This is a genomic window from Enterobacteriaceae bacterium Kacie_13, assembly GCA_013457415.1.
Classification (GTDB): Bacteria; Pseudomonadota; Gammaproteobacteria; order Enterobacterales; family Enterobacteriaceae; genus Rahnella.
In genome coordinates this window covers 347,522-365,598 of record CP045666.1, presented here as the reverse complement: position 1 = coordinate 365,598, position 18,077 = coordinate 347,522, and the positions used below count along the sequence as shown (strand labels likewise).

Sequence of the window (18,077 nt, the reverse complement as noted above, 5' to 3'; positions counted from 1 at the left end):
TGAGAGAAGAGCGCTGAAATAATGAAACCGGGGCCTCAGACCCCCGGTTTGATCAGAAAGGACTGACAAATTACGCCTGAGCTTTCAGCTCCCGCAGCATCTGCACCAGCCGTTCGCGCTGGGCGCCTGGGATTTCGCCACCGGCGGCGTAACCGGCGTTGCGCATGATGCTTTCCTGCAAACCGACCAGCCAGTCGTAGATGTAGAACGCCGTGGAATTGGTCGGCGTGGCGGAGAGTTTGGTCAGGCGCTGGGTGGATTTCCAGCTGGCGACGCTTTTCTGCGGTTTGGCAAAAATCTTATTACCCTTGTTAATGCGGCTTTCCGGTCGGTCTGCCTCATTCTGTTTCTCAAAGCCCAGCCACGCTACGAAATCACCCAATACCGTCAGCGCGCGCGAGACCTGACGGTCAGCGTGATGTTCATGCTCACGCGTTCCCGCAGGAAGTGCGCCGCCCAGTGAGCGGGCCAGCGATTCGCCCATTTCAAGACGGAAGCTTGCGGTGATAAGCTCCTCCATCAGCAACTCAATCGTCGGTTTGGCGACGCCGAGCAGCGCAATCAGCGGCTCGTTTTCCGGCAAACTGCGCAAATGGTTGATCCAGTAACGTTGTACCTGACGTGCAAACGCAGTGCCGTCATCAGGTTTTTCCTGCCACACCTGCGTGTCCTGCTGCTCGGCGAACAGGTCGATATGGATGCCGATCCCGAAACTTTCGACACCTGCGTCATCCTGCACGCGGGCGTCGTCCGGCTGTGCGGCCAGTTCGTGATAGATGCGGTGCAACTCGTCGCGGCTCGGTAGCAGTTTTTCCAGCAGTTCGCCGTGAACGCCGGTGCGGGTTTGCAGCGCTTTGATCACCGTTTGTACGGTGCGCTGCTTCTGCGCCGGATCGGCGGTTTCGCCTTCCTGATACCAGCTGCCCAGCAGATTATCGGCCAGCTCGCGGCGAAGTTCGTCGCGCTGTTCGGCCAGACGGTTGAGCCGGATCTCAGGGCGTATTTCTGCCACCAGGTAATCGGCCATGCGTTGCAAACCACGATCGTCCATTGCCAGCAAGGCGCCCCAGGCATCGCCCGGATTACCCACGTGGCGCTGCACGGCTTCATCGTAATGCACGGATTCCGTCATCCGGCGGTCAAACGGCGTCAGCACCCACACCAGACCTGGTTTGCGACGGCTGCGCACCTGCGTGTTCTCGCCGTGCATCTCTTTGACCCAGTGCTCCAGCGTCCGGCCCACGGCCACCACGTCCTCACGTTTATCCGCAGCGGTGCACACCATCAGCATGTTCATCTCATGACGATCGGTATAACGCTCGGGTAAATAAGCAATCTTGGCGCGGAACAGCGGAGTGATGTCGTCCTCGCTGTCAATTTCTTCATCTGCCGCGCCATAGCCGGGTAAATCCAGCAAGTCTATCTCTTCAAACAACGCTTCACGCGGCGGAGAAAGAAGGGGGATTTGCACTTCAGCAGCAAGCATCGTCAGCTCTTCAAGTGACAACGTCACCGGTGCGACGCTTTGGTCGTTAAATTCTGGACATACCGAAATTTCAATGTCATAGGCCGGAGACTGGCTGAAAATACCGTCGGCTGGCTGCATAGCGTCATCAACCAGAACGCTCAGCGGGGCGAGCAAACTTTGCGCGCCACCCAGATGTTGCAGCGTGTGGGCGTAATGACGATAGGCGGTGGTCAGTGCGGGGACATTGCCCCACAAAAGAGAGAACAGGCGCGCGCGGTCGTCGATATTCAGATAGGGTGCGAGCTTCACGGCAACCGGCCAGTAATGCGCATTCAGATGGCGGAAGCGTCGTGCGTCGAGACGAATCATGGAATCCCATAATCCCATAATCTCTTCACTACTGAATCCTGGCACCGGCAAAGGCTGACGGTGCATCGCCAGTTTATTCAGATGCTCGGTGATCTGCTGGGTATCCGGCACGTGATAAAGCGCATCCGGCCGGAAAGCGCGAACCATAATACGTGCCAGATCGGCCTCATTGAGCAGCAGAACGCGCACCGGAAACGCACGGTCTTTCACCTCGGTCTGGCGGGTGAAACGGGTCGCAAGCCGCGCGGCGCGGTTACCCGGATTAATCTGCGTCAGGTAATCGAGCGTTACGCCGCCGAGACGGGTTTCAAGACGGCCATAGTTACCGGCTGCCAGCGCACAAATCAGATAGGATTTTCCCGCCTGCGAATGACCGTAAAAACCCAGCGTCTGCGTCAGTTTTGCCGCCTGCTTAAGGCGGCGTGCTTTATCGCGGCAGCGCTTAAGTTGCAGGTTCAGGCGATCGGCTTCCAGATCCAGACGCGGCGCCTGTTCGCGGGTCATTTCCACCCATTCCAGCGAGTCGCCGATGGTGTCATCTAGCTGCGTAAACTGCTGTTCCAGCAGAACGGCATTCAGGTTTTTGGAGGTTGTGTTAGTTGAAGTCATGAGACGAATACGCTCCCACTGTCGATCCAGTAATGGCTCTCGCCCAGTGTGTTCAGCCGAAGTCGCAGGTGATGAGACGGCACTTTGGTGCCGTTATCCAGCACTGCGCTGGCGATGTCGAAATACTCCGGCGTCGGGTTTTCTTCCCCTTTCTTAACGGCCAGTTTCACACGCAGCACGCTGTCTCCTGCAACTTTGCGTGCCAGTTCCGGCTCAGCAATTGACAGGGTATACAGCGGCGAGGCAGGCCAGCGTTCATTTTCCAGCTGGCGGAAGCCCAGACAAATCGCGCCGCGAATACGGAAGTTGGCAGCGCTGTCGAGCTTGTAGTCATGTGCATCGAGATCGATATCGCTGTAACAGACGTTGTCGTCGGTCAGTGCCTGATTGCCGTCGAGCATGCCGAGATAGCGCACAGTGGAATACGGCTGGAAATCACCGGCTTTGAAATAGAAACCCGGCAGGCGGAGATCCAGCGCCAACAGGCACAGCATCGCGCCGACGGCGGCGGTAGATTTCGGGTTATCAATGCGGCCCAGTTTGTTGAACGGATACCAGCCGCTGGTGTGATAGCCATCGAGCGATAACATGCGGTTGATCGGCAGCGGTTGCAGGTGGCGGAACAATGCCTGAATGCCGGGGAAACGCGATGGGCGGCCTGTCAGCAGCAGCACGTCGCAGTCATGCAACGAAACCACTTCGCACAGCGAACGCAGATTTTGCGTGATGCTCATGCGGTTGGATAAAAACTCGCTGTGCAGCTTACTGAGTTTCAGCACCAGCGGAGCCTGCAGAATGTCGAACACCGGTGAACCAGCGGGCAGAGCGCGCTGGATCTCGCCGTGCAGATAGTCGAGGACTTTCTGCGTCGGTCGTTGTTCCAGCAACTCGCCGAACGGCGCGTCGATTTCCGCGTGGGTATCGAGCGGATCGAAGCGTTCGTACACTTCCAGCACGGCGTGCGCCAGGGGAATGAAAATTTGCAAAGTGCTTTGCTGGCGCAGCGTGGCGTGACCGTCCATCCGGCCCTCGCTGCCGAACAGACGGGTCATCAGGCTGTCGGGATTAGCCAGACCGGCTTTTTTCAGCGTCGCGTGCAGGGCAGGCAAAATGTAAAGCTGGATCACGTCGAGCAGAATATCGTCACCCGCGACTTTAAAGCCTTCGCGGAACAGCAGGCGCGGGGTGATTTTGACGTTATTGCCCATGCCGTCGTCGAGCCAGTACTGCGTGATGGCCAGATCAGTAGTGCCGCCGCCGATATCAATTGAGGCGATCCGCAGGGTTTTGCCAACCGGTTCATCGTCGGCCAGTTGGCGATCCGGACGCGCCATACTGGCAAAGAATTCGCCGGTATGCCCGCCGAAATTCACCTGCGTTTCGTTGTACAGATATACCATTTGCCCGCAGGTGGCTTCGTCCCACTCCATCTGCACATCCGGCACCGGCATAGTACTTTTGGCTTTGTCTGCCTGCGTTTTGAAACCATCGTCCGACGGATGCCAGCCCATGGATTTCCACACCAGACCAATCGCTTCCTGCATCCGGCGGCGGAATATCTCGCGCTCCGGTTTCGGCATCGCCGAAGGCAGGGTCAGAATGATGTTACGCAGCTGGCGCGGCGCGGAAGAGCGCAGCATTTTAGCGCGCTGGGCGGGGCTGTTGATTTGCATCAGCGCCTGCGCCAGCAGTTCAGACAACATTAGCGTCATCACCGAGCTGCGGCTGTAGTGCGCGGAGAACACCGGAAGACGATCTTCAGGTGCCAGATCAGACAGCGACTGGCCTTCGTCATTAATCAGAAACGTCAGCGGCATCGCGGCGGCGACGGGTTCCTGCACCGCGCCGTGACCTCCCTGGCTGAAACGCCAGCCCGGCGTGTAGCTGTCTTCATCCCACAAATAGCGGCGCGGGCTGGAGAGACCGGTGGATCCTTCCGTCCCCTCGCGCAGTTGCGCCAGACGACTGGCTTCGCGACCGGCACGCAGGATTGACGGCCAGATAAAGGCATCGTCACGGCCACTTTCTACCGAGAAGTTCGGCTTGCCGAAGCGCGCCTGTGAGAATTCCACGCGACTTTCGAACAGCTCGTTATAGAGAAAATGTGGCCGGGAGAGATCGCGCAGTTGCAGCTCGCTGGTCTGTTTCAGACCATCGGTTTCGCCGACGTGATCTTCCACCAGAATGCCGCAGGTGTGCGAATTGCCTACGTCCAGAATCAGATCGACGTTGATCGCCGGTTCCTGCAACGTTGCGCCGTTGATCTTCAGCTCAGGAATGCCCAGCTGGCTGCCGATCATCCCCAATATGTTCAGATAATGCGCCTGATACTCAAACTCACGCAGTGCCACTTTAATGTTACGGACTTCGCGCAGTTCGCGGATCGCCGACTGCTCGGTGAAGACTTCGCGCAGCCAGCCATCGACCCAGGTCTGATCGAGAAAATCGAGCAGCTCTTCGTTATGCCACGCCAGCGCAAAGTTGATGCCGTTTTTGACGTCGTCCGGCGTCGGTGCCAGCTGCGTTTGTTCGTCATCGCCTTCCGCCACACGGGTATCAAACGCGATCACCACGCGGTGCGTGCTTCCATCGGCTTCCGGCGCATCCAGCGCACGGATTTGCACCCGCGCCCAGTTGTCAGGCCCGGCCATAAACGTGCGCGGCGGGTTGAAGCGCAGAAACGGCAGCGGAAGCCAGATCTGATCGAGCAGCTGTAAGGATTGCTCAAGCGAAAAACTGAACTCCGGGCGTACCACTTCAGGCGCCGCGCCGTCGAGCCCCGGCAGGAAATGGCGGCCGCTTTGCGCGTTGTAATCCAGCCGCAGCAGCGGACCGTTGGCGCTTTTGCGCACGAACTTCGCGGGCAGCGCGTCGTCCCAGACCGGTTTTAGTGCGAAATCGAGGAACTGGATCCCGCTGTCCTGAATCAGGGTAATCTTTTGTTTAAAATCAGTAATGGATGCCAGCATGGGTTATTTACCTTCGCGCTTTATCGTCATGGGATACACCGTGTCGCCGTTGTAGCGGCCCTGACACACGGCAGCGCCGGTCGCGCCCTGGGTACAGCTGATTTCCGGCATCTGATAGCGGGAACCGTCGCTGCATTTCGCGCGGTAACGGCTGTTGATCACCAGATTGCCCGACTGCATCAGCCCGGCATTGATCGCCGCGCGACAGGTGATCCCTGCGCCATAGCTGATTTTCACCGTACCCTGACCTTCTTTAATTTGATAACGCAAGACCGGCGGCTTACCGGTCACCGGATCTTTGATATCCACAATCACATTCCAGTTACCGTTGAGGAATTTCGTCGAGCCGATTTTCACGGCGTCCGGTGGCATTACCAGCGCGTTTTTGCTGACAGGTGCGGGTGAGGGGGCCGGTTCTGCAACAACCGGATTTTTTTCGGCTTCGGCGACCGGTTCTGGCGAAGGCACTACCACGGCCGCAGGCGCAACCGGCAGCGGAGCCGTTTCCGGGGTTTTCACTGCCGGTGACAGGGTTTCAGGTGCTTTGACTTCAGGTTCTTCAGCAATGGCTTTGGGCGCGATGACTTCAGGCTCAGGTTTCGGCTCAACCTTGGCGATGACAGGTTGCGGCGCAGGTGTGCGCGAATACATCCAGGCAGCGGCAGAACCGGCTAACACCAGCGCGACCACCGGTAACGCCCACAGCAGCGGCGAGACTTTACGGCGAACGACGGCTGGTTTCGGTTCAGGGATGTCCTGCTCAGCGGCGCGGGCTTCGATGGTTTTCACCACGCGAACCGGCCCGGCTGGTGGTGTAACCGGCGTTTCCACCTGCGTGGGTTCTGCGGTCATGGTGAACGCTGGCAGCGGTTCTTCGGCTTTCAGGGTCTCGCGCAGGCAGGCGAACGCATCGGTATTGCTGCTGTTATCCAGGCTGACAAAGCCCCAGAACGTCAGTACAGGCTGGCCGCCGACCAGATAGACATGATTTTGATCCGGGAAGCGAAAGGCTTTTTCCAGTAACGCGCCGAAAAACTGTAAGGCTGATTTTTCTGAAGCTTTGGCCGCGCTGCTGATTTGCGCGACGCTGTCGAGGCAGTTTTCCAGATGACGCAGCGCCGATGCACGCGCCGCATCCGTCGCTGCTGCCCAGGATGTCACTTTGCCTTCGCGGGGGGAGTACCAGTCGAGACGATCGCCCGACTCATTAAGTTGTGGAATAGCCAGACAATCGGCAATCGACGGTTGTTTACGCAGGCGTAAGGTTTCCCGTAATTGCGGGGCCGATGCATAAACCGGTTGCCCGTTTTCGCCCAGCGCAAGGATGTCGTTGAGACTGCCACTGCGTAAAAATGATTTTGCCACGCCTGAGTAACCCTTGTTGGTTTTGGTCTGCAAAAAGTGCACATAGAAAAGGTGCATGATGCGAGCATTCTGAGTGATTTAAGGGAAATCAAACGGCGGAATAAGCGGTTAAAAGGGTGGCTGTTTGTGGCGTGGGGAAGGGAATACAGGATGACGGAATCAATACCGTCATCCAGAGTTGTATCAGAAACGCATGCGCGTCATATTAAAAGTGAAAACTATCGTAGAGATGGCGTTCAATGTCGGTCAATTTATTACGATCATAATTGCCGAAAAATAGCGGACCCCCGAGCGCATTTACCACGACGCCGCTGGCCGTGATTGCTGCAGATTTATAATCACCGGCTTTTATCGCACTCACGGTATCACGTGAGAAAACCCTGGCTTCTGAAAGGGATGCCGAGGTTTCAAAAAGTCTGCCTTCAGCAACTGCATTAATGTTTTGCGAAATACTCCGAAAGGCTTGCTCAGAGATCCCCACGTTAGCTTCTCGCAACATTCTATTAACACAGTAAACTGCCTGAGCGTAAATTGAGAACCGATTACTTTGCAGTATTTTTTGTTCCAGCTCGACTCTGCGCAGAAGTCCCTGACGTTGGTCACCGTATGGCATAATCATCCACTCCTTGTAGAATTATTTTAAATCAAATTTAAAACATTTATTGATGTTGAGGTAAATGACTCAACATCAATCCATGATAATCGCAGAAGAATTTACGCAGCGAAGAAAAATCAAAAAATGAGAAGGCACACACAATATTTATGATTATTAACTAATTGAAATATAGAATTATTTTCGCTAAGAATGAATCTTAGAGGTTTATATAACTCTAATCAATAATTCAACCTCAGTTCATATTAGGTTCATCCTTTACCCCTTTTAGTATTTACCCGACACGGTTGCCCCCGCATCCGGTTTTAATCGCAACATATCCAGCCAGCCGATCAACGTCAGCAGGGCGATCACCACAAACGCGATTTTAAAACTCATGCCTGGCACGGCCTGCCATTGCATATAATTCACCAGTTGCTCCCCGAGCCGCGTACCCAACGCGCCCACCGTAATACCCAGCCCCACTGAGAGTTGCAGGACCGTGCTGAACAAAGTGTTGGCGTCGGCCATCTGTTTTGCGGGGACGTCAGAGAAGGCCAGCGTGCTGATGCCGGTAAACTGCATCGAGCGGCTCAGGCCGCCGAGGAACAGCAATAGCATCACCAGCCAGTCAGGCGTGCCGGGTGTCAGAAAGGCGCAGAACAGCAGTGAGAATACGCTCAGCAATCCATTTACCACCAGCACCGGCCGGAATCCAAAACGCCGAATCAACGGCGTGGTCGCCGGTTTCATTGCCAGATTCCCGGCGAAGACCGCCAGCACCAGCAACCCGGCGTGGAACGGATCCATTCCGAACCCCACCTGTAACATCAGCGGCAGTAAAAATGGTACGGCGCTGATGGTGACGCGAAACAGCGAACCGCCGCCCATGCTGACCCGAAAGGTCGGAATGACCAGCGATCCCAGATGCACCATCGGCGCAGAAGCGCGATACAAGTGTCTTATTGCCAGCGCGGAGACCACGACACCCAACACCAGCAACAGCGTGGCCGTTATCCACAGAATGTGATCCTGACTCAATAACTCGAGGCCGGTGACCATCGACAGCATGGCTACGCCGGTCAGCACAAATCCGCGCTTATCAAAATGCTTTGGCTTCGGTGAGCGTGCCTGCGGAAAAAGCCGCCACGCGAGGATCATCGCAATAATTCCCAGCGGTACGTTGATGTAGAAAATCCAGTGCCACGATGCGTAGTGGGTGATAAATCCGCCGAGCGGCGGCCCCAGAATGGGGGCGACCAGCGCGGGCCAGGTGAGTGTGGCAATGGCTTTGATCAACTGAGGCTTGGGCGTGGTTTTCAGCACGGTCAGACGTCCGACGGGCACCATCAGTGCACCGCCGATCCCCTGAATAATGCGTAAGATGATAAATTCGCTGACGCTTGATGCCAGCGCACAAAACAGAGAGGCCAGCGTAAAAACGCCGAGCGCGAAGGTAAACACGTTGCGCGCGCCGAACCGCTCCGCCGCCCAGCCGCTGGCTGGGATCAGCACCGCCAGCGTTAGCATATACGCGCTCATCCCGGCATTGAGATCCACCGCCGAGACGCCAAAAGACAACGCCATCTGCGGCAACGCGGTGGCGATCACCGTGCCATCAATAAACTCCATAAAGAAAGCGGCGGCGACCAGTAAAGCAATAACAGAGATCCCTGAACTGGCGGCACTTTCCTTTGACGGATGATCTTCAACATCCGTTTTACTCTGGCTCATGGTGTCTGTCCTGAAAACAGCAAAATGATAAGTTAGATGATAAGTCATAAACCTATCACACACCTTTGTTCCTGTTATAGATCAGGGGAGGGGCAAAAAGAGCGGTTCGCCAAAATATTGCTTCTTGTGACGCAGGACAGGCTTTCTCAGCTTTTGGGCTTTTCCTGAATTACAAAGCAAGAAAATGAGGGTTCTGAATCAGCGGGGTTAACTACACTGATCAACGGGATTTTGAATCGCGAATGCTGTCCAGCATGCCATCAAAAAAATAATGCTTCAGCCAATGTTTTACAGGGGAACAGAATGAAAAGTGGTGATTATGGCCGTTTGTTATTACTGGCGGCGATCTGGGGCGGTAGTTTTTTATTTATGCGCATCGCTTCACCGGCTTTCGGGGCGATTAATACGGCGTTTCTGCGGGTGCTCTTCGGATTTATTGGCCTGGTGGTGATTCTGAGCGTGCTCAGAACGCCGCGTGATTATCAGCAAAAGTTCGGCAGTTCGCTGCTGCTTGGTGTGATCAACTCCGGTTTGCCGTTTCTGATGTATTGTCTGGCGGCGCGCTGGTTACCTGCCGGATACTCGGCGATCCTCAATGCCACCACACCGCTGATGGGTGTGGTCATCGGCGGTCTGTTCTTCCATGAAACTGTGACGCTCAAAAAAGCGCTCGGTGTCCTGCTCGGGCTGCTGGGGATTACGCTGCTGACCACCACCGGCAGCGCAGAATCGCTGACACACTTACTGGCGGGTGTAATTGCTTGTCTGGTAGCGACCGGGTGTTATGCGATTGCCGGATTCCTGACCCGCCGCTGGATAACCGAGCGCGGTGGTCTGGATCCAAAACTGGTGGCGACCGGCAGCCAGCTTGGTGCGACGCTGTTCCTGCTGCCGTTCTTCCTCTATACCTCGGCGACCGAAGCCCCGGTGATGTGGTCGCAACCAATAATCTGGCTCTGCGTGCTGGCGGTAGGCTTCATCTGTACTGCGTGGGCGTACATTTTGTATTTCAGGCTAATAGCCGATATCGGCCCGCTGCGCACCATGACCGTCACGTTTCTCATCCCACCGTTCGGTATTTTGTGGGGTTATCTGCTGCTGAACGAAACGTTGTCGGAGGGCTTTTTTGCCGGGGGTGTGCTGATCTGTCTGGCGGTATGGCTGGTGCTGAGTCCGGGGAAGAAGGTTGTGGTAGAGGCGATCAGAGGGGAGTAATTGCACCACGCGGTTGTGCGGCCATCAGGCGATGTTGAGGGCCGCGCTCATTCCACGTAAAGCGGCTGATGTTGCCGAGTTCGTCTCGTTCGGCAATCACGCCGTGGCAAGCATCGTATTCCAGGCGATAATGGTTGTTCTTCGCATCAGATTCCAGGATTTACAAAATGCAGAGGCATTATATCGTCGGCTATGTGCCGAACCGAGCGATACCACTACACCGAATATTTATTTAAAAGGTAATTGGCTGTGTGAAGCGGGATTTGAGACGGGGGCACATCTCACCGTGAAAATATCTGACGGCTGTATTGTGATTATTAAAGACAGCGAAGAAGTGGACGAACTGAAGCGTGAGAAAGATATTCTTCATCAACAACAACGGGATATTAAGCTGGCTAATCAGAATATTAAGAACGCCGCTAAAGCAGCGCTCCGGGAGATAAGGGTTTAACAGACAGAACGGATAAAAATAGCCCGAAAGATATCCCGATCTTTCGAGCTATTAATTAAGCTTCTTCAATCAAATACTTAATGTTTAATTCAGTCAATGCTGACTCAATGAAACAAAATATAATATCTCTTATATTTCCACTCAGATTACTCACAATAAAAAAACCATCATCAGATTTTTCTATAGAAAAATCAATCCATCCAGGATACTCACTAGGTATCCACAATGCGTTCAGATCATCGGTTAATTGAGCCGTTGAGACGTGTTCCATTATTTTTTTTGTAATAATAGAAAAAACCTCATCTTTATGCTCCACAAAGTGGACGATATATTCAAAGCTCATTTATACACCACATCCATGCGCTCGCCCTCGTTTTGTCGGATAATCACTAGGATTTCTTATTCCTATATGCGTTTCATTTGGGTTAGTGCTCGGGATTCCTCGGTCATTGAGCGTAATATTTCCCGGTTCATTTTTATGGACATGGGCGTTCGCTCCAGATTTAGGTAATGGTTGTCCATTTTTCATTGTCATACTTTGATTACCGTAGGGATCAATACGAACTTGAGAACCATCACTATGACTCCATGTTTGATTACCAGTGCTGCTTTGTTTATCCAAAGTAAATCCCTTATCAGTTAAAATATCACCAATCTGGCCTTGAGATTTTCCTTTTAATGGAGGCAAGTCTGAAGATGCGCTTAAACCAAGCGGATCGATCCAACCTAATGGATTCGGCCCATAAGCATACAGGTTTAACCCGCCTTTTAACCCTATCGGGTCGGGCTGGGTAAATCGTCCTGAGTCCGGATCATAGTAACGGTGTAAATTATAATGGAGGCCGGTTTCTCTGTCGAGGTATTGACCTTGCATTCTCAGGTTTTGCGGGCCGCCGGTTTTGATTTCCCGCTGATGCGATTCCCATTTCACTTTTCCCCAGCTGTCCGGTTGACCTTGCCAGCACTCCTTTCCTTCGCTGTCGGTCATCGCTTCCGGCTGGCCGTTTAGCCGGTTGTGGAAATAGTAAATTTTACAGTCGTCACCGGTGCCGTCGATGCGGGCGAGCGGGGCGAAGTTGTTCTGGTCGCCGTAGGCATAGACTTGGGTCTGGCCGCCGCTGAACTCCGCCAGCAGGCGCGGGCCTTCCCACAGGAAGCGCGTTTCTGTTGGTGCATATCTCACCGGATCGGGTGTTACGTACTCCATTTTCTGATATCGCACCCGTTTACTGACGCGCCGCCCCAGCGGGTCGTAGCTGAAATTCACCACACATTCCGGACGTGTCTCACTAATGGGTTGATGCAGCACTTCCACCAGCCGGTGCTCGCCGTCGTAGCGGTACAGCCAGCGCTGGTTATGGGTACTTTTTTGGGTGGTTCTGCCGTAGATGTCGTACAGATAATCCACGTCGTTATGCTGCACCACGCGGTTGTGCGGCCATGAGGCGATGTTGAGGGCCGTATCCAGCGGGTTGGATGCCGGGTCGTAGCGATAGAACTGGGGTTCAGCGGAAAGGTCGTCATGGCCGATGAGGCGGTCAGCTGCGTCATACTGATAACGGACATCGCTGAATGGAACGGCGCTGCGCACGACGGTGAGGTTATCGCGCAGGTCATACTGCCACTGCTCTTTGCGCTGAGCCAGAGAGGCGTGGGCGGTGAGGCCGGTCCAGCGTTCGCAAATCCTCCCGTGCCGGTCGTAGCGCCAGCCGCTGTTCAGCGCGCCCTGGGTCCGGCCGGTTTCCCGGTGCAGGGCATCGCGGCTAAACCCGGTGATGAGCTGTGAATCCAGCATCATCTCAAGTGCGTGACCGCTGCCGTAGTAGAAGGTTTTGAGCGAGCGGCCGTCCGGCAGCGTGACCGCCGTGCGGTTACTGAGGGCGTCGTATTGATAGCTAACGTCGCCGTTGATGCCGCACTCGCCGGTCAGCTGACCGGCGAGGTCATAGTCAAGCCGGAGCTGCTGTGCTTCGCCGCCGTTTTGTGAAGTGAAAATCGCCGACGTTAACTGCCCGACGGGGCTGTACTGAAACGCCGTCAGGCCTTCCGGCGTCTCTTTGGTTTTCAGCTGACCGCTGAGGTCGCGGATGAAACGGTGGGTCAGTGCCTGATTTGTTCCTGCGGCGAATGTTAGACTGATGCTCCGGTCGCAAACGTCGTACTCGTAGCGGGTCACCACGCCGTCAAGGCCGTGCTCCTCAATAAGCCGGTCGTTATCTCCCCAGACAAACAGGTAACTTTCTTCGTTCTCATTCTGAAGCCGGGTCAGGCGACCGCGCGCATCGTAGCCGCGTGTGATTTTGCCGCCCCGCGCATCGCGGCTAAAGTGCAGCTGCCCGGTCATCGGATCATAGCCGTATTCGCGCCGGGTGCCGTCTGCGGCGCGGATGCCGGTCAGCCTCCCTTGCGTATCCCACATGAGCTGCTCCTGCCGTCCTTCGGCAGAGAGCAGGGTGGTCAGTCGCCCTGCGCTGTCGTACTGATAACGCCGCGTCTCACCGGTTGCATCGGTGATGCTGGCCTGCCGGTAATGTTCGTCGTAGGCGTAGCGGGTGAGATGGCCGGAGCAGTCCTGCGCCGTCAGCAGCTGGCCGCGACAGTTCCACGTAAAGCGGCTGATGCCGCCAAGGGCGTTGGTATACGTGATGACCTGACCGAACTCGTCGCGCTCATAGCGGCTGATGTTGCCGAGTTCATCTTGTCCGGCAATGACGCCGTGACATTCGTCATACTGAAACTGATAAACGCCGTCCTGCGGATCGATAATATGGCGGGGGAGTGCCTGTTGCTCCAGCCAGACTGTTTTATTGCTGCCGCCCAGCGGATTGATCTCTTCGATAAGATTACCTGCGTCATCGTAGAAATACTGGTGCGTTGCGCCGTCCGGGGCGATGGTTTTCGTGAGCTGCTGGTTGTCATCCCACTCGTATTGCCAGTGATTTCCGGCCTCATCGACATAACGTTCGACCAGATACTCATCATTCCAGTGATGTTCACGAATGCACCCGTCGGACTCATCAACCCGGGTGATCCTCTGATCCAGGTCGTAACTGATCTGACAGCGCCTGCCCGCACGCGTCGAATGCGAAATCACCCGCCAGTCATCGTCGAAGCGCTGCCAGCCGTAGTCACAGCGCAACCCCGCAGGGAGAATGTGCCAGGCCATCAACCCGTCATCGGTGTAATCGAATTCGCGCAGCGTCACGCTGGCAGCGTCGGTCACTGTGGCAAGCTGACCGGTGAGGCTGTAGCCGTAAGTCATCAGCGTGCGGGATTTTTCAGCACTGATATCTGTGATCTGCGTAACGCAGCGAGGGTGTGAAGCGAGCTGGTAATGCAGGCGGATCCGCAGGCTTTCTTCTGTGTCCGTCAGATCTGCCAGTCTTCCCTGTTCGTCGTAGTGCAGGAGGACGCCGTTGCCATATTCATCACTTAACGAGGAAAGTCGCAGGTTCTGCACAGATGCAGGGGCGGGGAGATATAATCGCCAGACGCTGCCGTCCAGATCCGCCACCAGCATTTGCCCCTCGTCACCGGCGGCTACTATCAGGCCGGTGTCAGGATAGATTTTTCGTTCACCCGCAGCCAGTGAGGTGAAACGCAGTTCACGCCCGCTTTCATCATGAAAACAGGTTTGTTCACCTTCATGCACCAGTCGCGTTTCAAAAGGCGTCCGCCAGCCTTTACCAAACATACCGGTAGCCGCATTGCGGCTGTTATAAAGGCGTTGCCAGTGAAGGGGAAAGCGCGCCGGTAATTGAAAATCAAGGTCTTCTTCACCGGCCAGTACTTTGGCACCGGTAGCCGCATGCACAGGCATAGAGGCTGCGCGCGTAGCGGCACCCAACTGACCTGCAGCCGCCCCAGCACCCATCATCATCAATAAGCAGGGCAATTTTTTAAACATTTTTGACGAACTGCGGGAGAGCAGCAGAGTGGCAGCGACCAATAATAATTCAAGCCCAGGTACTTTGCCGCTGTTGATCGGACGTACCACGACAGCAGCGCCACCGATGGAAACATTGGGAGAAACGGCCGTTGAAACCGTCGCTCCGCAGGTCGTACGATCACTGCCACGCACGGCCGGCAAATCGTTAATGGCAACGGTTGACGACCCCTCTGCAAGATATTGCACAGGGCTGGGGGGATGTTTGTCGCAGAGAACCTTGTCCTGATTCGAGGGGGCTACCGGGCCAGAAGGTAGCGCTACTGTCGGATTAACCAATTCTTTTAACATGGCCTTACCGCCGCGAAGCAGCATGGCCACGTAATCTCGTTCGCCTTCATGTTCGGGTGGAAGTCCAGCTTGTTCGGAGGTGCTTAACAAGCGTCCGGCGGCACGTGCGGCTGGAATATCATTGGTGAGTACATTCGTTGCCCCGCTGGAGATAACACCCGCAGGGGAAGGAGGAAAAAGGGCGTTGCCCAGCCCCTCACTCTCGATAACGATCTCATCCATCATGCCGGTAGCCTCGAGAACGAAACCTGCGATCGTTCCCGCACCGACACATCCTCCGGCAGCAGCGACGACCGCCCCTAATAGGCTACCCGCAGCGACTGCCGGGGCGGCAATAGTTGCAACGCCCGCGACAATTGCCCCTGCGGCGGCCACCACGATCCCCTGAATCGCCACAGCGGCAATATCTGCCAAAACGCTGGTATGAATTATCGGGTCACCCATCCGGGCAGCGTGTTCATCAGACATGATGTTCTCGCCTCCGGCTATGAATGAGTAAGAGACAATGACTGGCAGAGTTTTTGCCAGTAAGAGTCTTGATCATCGGAGAAAGGCTGTAACGCAGTCTGGGTAAAAATCAGCATTTGTTCTCGTTCAGGCAGGTGGATCGCCAACTGCCGCTGGTGCTGAATATGCTTTCCACGCCTGAAACAGCAGTCTGTTTCAAGCGCGGCATAACCGGGGGATTGGGTCAGAGTGCGGGGACGGCGGGGCTTACTGTACAGAAGCTCAATCTGGCCCAGCAGGAGTGACCACTGGTGATCCAGTTCCTCCTCAAATGTCCGTTCCGGAGGAATAATTCCCCGGCTGACAATAAGTGAGGATGCATCGTTTATACTGCGAAAAATATTCAGGCTGCAATCCAGCCAGTTGCCGTTGTCCGGCAGCGGGAAGCGGCATTCGTCAATATGATAAAGGCTCATTGTTTTTCACTTTCCTTGTTGAAAATGTCATCTATGCTGCTTTGAATGGATTGTTTATAGCCTTCTCCCGGTGCACTGGCGGGGGAACCTGGAGAAGAGGGATTGAGGCCGAGAACGCCGCCAACCGTATTGATGACGCCGTTGCCCTCAATGGTGATATTCAGGCTTTTTCCCTTGAGATTGATGGCACCACTCGCATGTAATTCCAGTGCACTGTCCCCGCACTCCAGACGAATAAGATCCCCTGAACCGAAGGTCAGAACTTTGACAGCCAGGCTGGTGAGATTTCCGCCGGTGAGGTGCGCCACATCGCCTTTCACCGCCAGTGACTGGCCGACTTCGACCGTTGAGCCCTGAAATCCCTTAATGGAATGGGTTTCATTGCCAGTGACGGTTTTTGTACGGTTTCCATTTATTATGCTGAATTCGTTACCTTTAATGGTTTTTACCCGGTGCCGCTCAACCGTCAGCGCCTGATCATTTAGCACCGTTGTTTTCATGTCCTTCTGTGCCTGCATCGACAGAAGTTCCTGGCCGGTCGCGTCCTCGAACATCAGTTCGTTGTAGCCGCTGCCTTTGTAGGTCTGCGAGCGGATGGCCATTTGGGTTTTGGTACCCGGAAGACTGCCGGGTGCGCGGTTGCCGGCGTGGTAGGTGCGGCCGGTGATGATGGGCTGATCGGGGTCACCGTTGAGAAAATCGACGATCACTTCCTGCCCGACGCGCGGGATAGCAATGTTGCCGAAACCGGTGCCCGCCCACGCTTGTGAAACGCGGATCCAGCAGGAGCTGTAGTTGTCGGCTTTGTTATAACGATCCCATGCGAACTTCACCCGTACGCGGCCGTGTTCGTCGCAGAAGATTTCCTCTCCCGGTGGGCCGGTGACGATGGCGATTTGCGGACCGTCGATGCGCGGCTTGGGCTTTGGCACAGGTCGCCAGGTTTGGGTGGAAGGGATGACTTCAAACTCGGTATGCAGCGTGGTGCCCTGACCTTCGTTGCCGATGCGGGCCTGCGGCTGCTCGCCGTGCATTTCAATGGCGACCACCTGCCAGTTGGCGTTCAGGTCTTCGCGCGGATGGCCGGTCAGGGCAAAGCGTACGCCGGGATAAAACTGCGGCGAATTGGTGCTGCCAATCACCACGTCGGCGTTATTGCGCCAGCCTTCCATCTGATATTGGGCAAAATCGGCGCCGTGTTGCTCGTCTTTGAACCGCCCCGGGTAGTCAAAAATGTCGTACACCGTGTGCTGATGCACCATCTTTGTGGCTTTTTCCTGGTACTGCGCCGGCCAGTTCGGCGCGGTAAAGGTGTAGTCCTGCGTGATCACTTTTGAAGGGCGCACCCGCGCGGTGCGGCGGAAGTTGTTGATGCAGTGGGTATCAGCCTCTGAAGCTGCGTTCGGGTTGTAAGGCAGCGCACCGATGCTGAGCAATGCGCTGCAGTTGTCCGCAAAAGTCAGCTTTTGATCGTTGGCCTCCAGATACTCTTGTTCATAGAAGAAAATGCCCTCTTCGGCAGTCAGTCGCGAAATAAAATCGTAATCGCTTTCCATAAACTGGACGCAAAACTCGCGCGAGCCGTGGCTGGCGCGGAGCAGGGTGTCGTATTTGTTAACGCCCATCTCTCTGAGCAGCGGGTCGAGGATGGCGACGATGTTCAGATTCTGAAAACTGCGACAGTTTTGTCGCTGGGAGCTTCGCCAGAAATAAGGGCGGATGGTCAGGCGGTACTGCGTCTGGTGTTTGCCGGTATCGCCCTGTTCACAAATCGTCACAATGCCGCGCACCCGTCGCTTTATCTCCACTCCCTGCCAGATAGTAAGAATCGCTATTTCATCCAGGACCTTGTCGAACCCGACAGCCGGATCGCTACTGACCAGTACAATATTCAACGTAAAGAGATCGGAGTAACTTTGAGAAAGCTGGAAACTGACAACCGCAAAGGTGTCTTTTGCGGTGTTGCCTGCGGTGAATGTGAAGCGTGTTCCGTTAATCGCCATGCTTTTTTCCCTTAAGCTTCTGTTGAATCCATTTATCGGAAAGCGATTTTTCTTGTGATTTATTTATGCTATAAATCAATAAGATAAATGAATTATTGAGAGAGAAAAGTAGACCTGACTAAGAACGTTAGCTATGACTTTG

At 55.1% G+C, this 18,077-nt stretch carries 11 protein-coding genes; 2 read left to right on the top strand and 9 right to left on the bottom strand.

What is annotated here, in order from left to right; translation table 11 throughout:
- Window positions 1–70 precede the first annotated feature (70 nt).
- The 5 genes from GE278_23010 to GE278_22990 all read right to left on the bottom strand — a co-directional run bounded on the left by GE278_23010 (window position 71) and on the right by GE278_22990 (window position 9,106).
- Window positions 71–2,446 carry a virulence factor gene (locus tag GE278_23010; protein QLK63650.1) on the bottom strand — a complete coding sequence of 792 codons (2,376 nt, stop codon included), beginning with the start codon at window positions 2,444–2,446 and terminating at the stop codon, window positions 71–73.
- Window positions 2,443–5,415 (bottom strand): virulence factor SrfB, encoded by a 2,973-nt coding sequence (locus GE278_23005; GenBank protein ID QLK63649.1) that lies wholly within the window; start codon window positions 5,413–5,415, stop codon window positions 2,443–2,445. Before GE278_23005 ends, GE278_23010 begins: the two co-directional genes overlap by 4 nt.
- A gap of 3 nt (window positions 5,416–5,418) precedes the next feature.
- Entirely contained in the window at window positions 5,419–6,780 is a 1,362-nt protein-coding gene (locus GE278_23000) for a hypothetical protein (protein ID QLK63648.1), read from the bottom strand.
- A gap of 205 nt (window positions 6,781–6,985) precedes the next feature.
- A complete protein-coding gene (locus tag GE278_22995) occupies window positions 6,986–7,393 on the bottom strand; it encodes a hypothetical protein (protein QLK63647.1) in 408 nt (135 codons plus the stop codon).
- A 267-nt stretch (window positions 7,394–7,660) separates the two neighbouring features.
- Window positions 7,661–9,106: an MFS transporter gene (locus GE278_22990; GenBank protein QLK63646.1), complete on the bottom strand. Its 1,446-nt coding sequence runs from the start codon at window positions 9,104–9,106 to the stop codon at window positions 7,661–7,663.
- A 303-nt stretch (window positions 9,107–9,409) separates the two neighbouring features.
- On the opposite strand from GE278_22990, the gene GE278_22985 reads away from it, so the two are divergent.
- A complete protein-coding gene (locus GE278_22985) occupies window positions 9,410–10,321 on the top strand; it encodes an EamA family transporter (protein QLK63645.1) in 912 nt (303 codons plus the stop codon).
- A 130-nt stretch (window positions 10,322–10,451) separates the two neighbouring features.
- Window positions 10,452–10,772, top strand: a complete 321-nt coding sequence (locus GE278_22980) for a type I addiction module toxin, SymE family (protein ID QLK63748.1) — start codon at window positions 10,452–10,454, stop codon at window positions 10,770–10,772.
- 55 nt (window positions 10,773–10,827) lie between these two features.
- Here GE278_22980 and GE278_22975 read toward each other — a convergent pair whose 3' ends face one another.
- From GE278_22975 to tssI, 4 genes are read right to left on the bottom strand one after another with little or no spacing between them, the layout of a single operon-like run.
- Window positions 10,828–11,115, bottom strand: coding sequence for a hypothetical protein (locus GE278_22975; GenBank protein ID QLK63644.1), 288 nt, complete (start codon window positions 11,113–11,115; stop codon window positions 10,828–10,830).
- Window positions 11,116–15,477: a type IV secretion protein Rhs gene (locus GE278_22970; protein QLK63643.1), complete on the bottom strand. Its 4,362-nt coding sequence runs from the start codon at window positions 15,475–15,477 to the stop codon at window positions 11,116–11,118.
- A 17-nt stretch (window positions 15,478–15,494) separates the two neighbouring features.
- Complete coding sequence (locus GE278_22965) at window positions 15,495–15,932, bottom strand: DUF1795 domain-containing protein (protein ID QLK63642.1); 438 nt, start codon at window positions 15,930–15,932, stop codon at window positions 15,495–15,497.
- Window positions 15,929–17,935: a type VI secretion system tip protein VgrG gene (gene tssI, locus GE278_22960; GenBank protein QLK63641.1), complete on the bottom strand. Its 2,007-nt coding sequence runs from the start codon at window positions 17,933–17,935 to the stop codon at window positions 15,929–15,931. The genes GE278_22965 and tssI overlap by 4 nt, the downstream gene beginning before the upstream one ends.
- Between the last annotated feature and the right edge of the window lie 142 nt (window positions 17,936–18,077).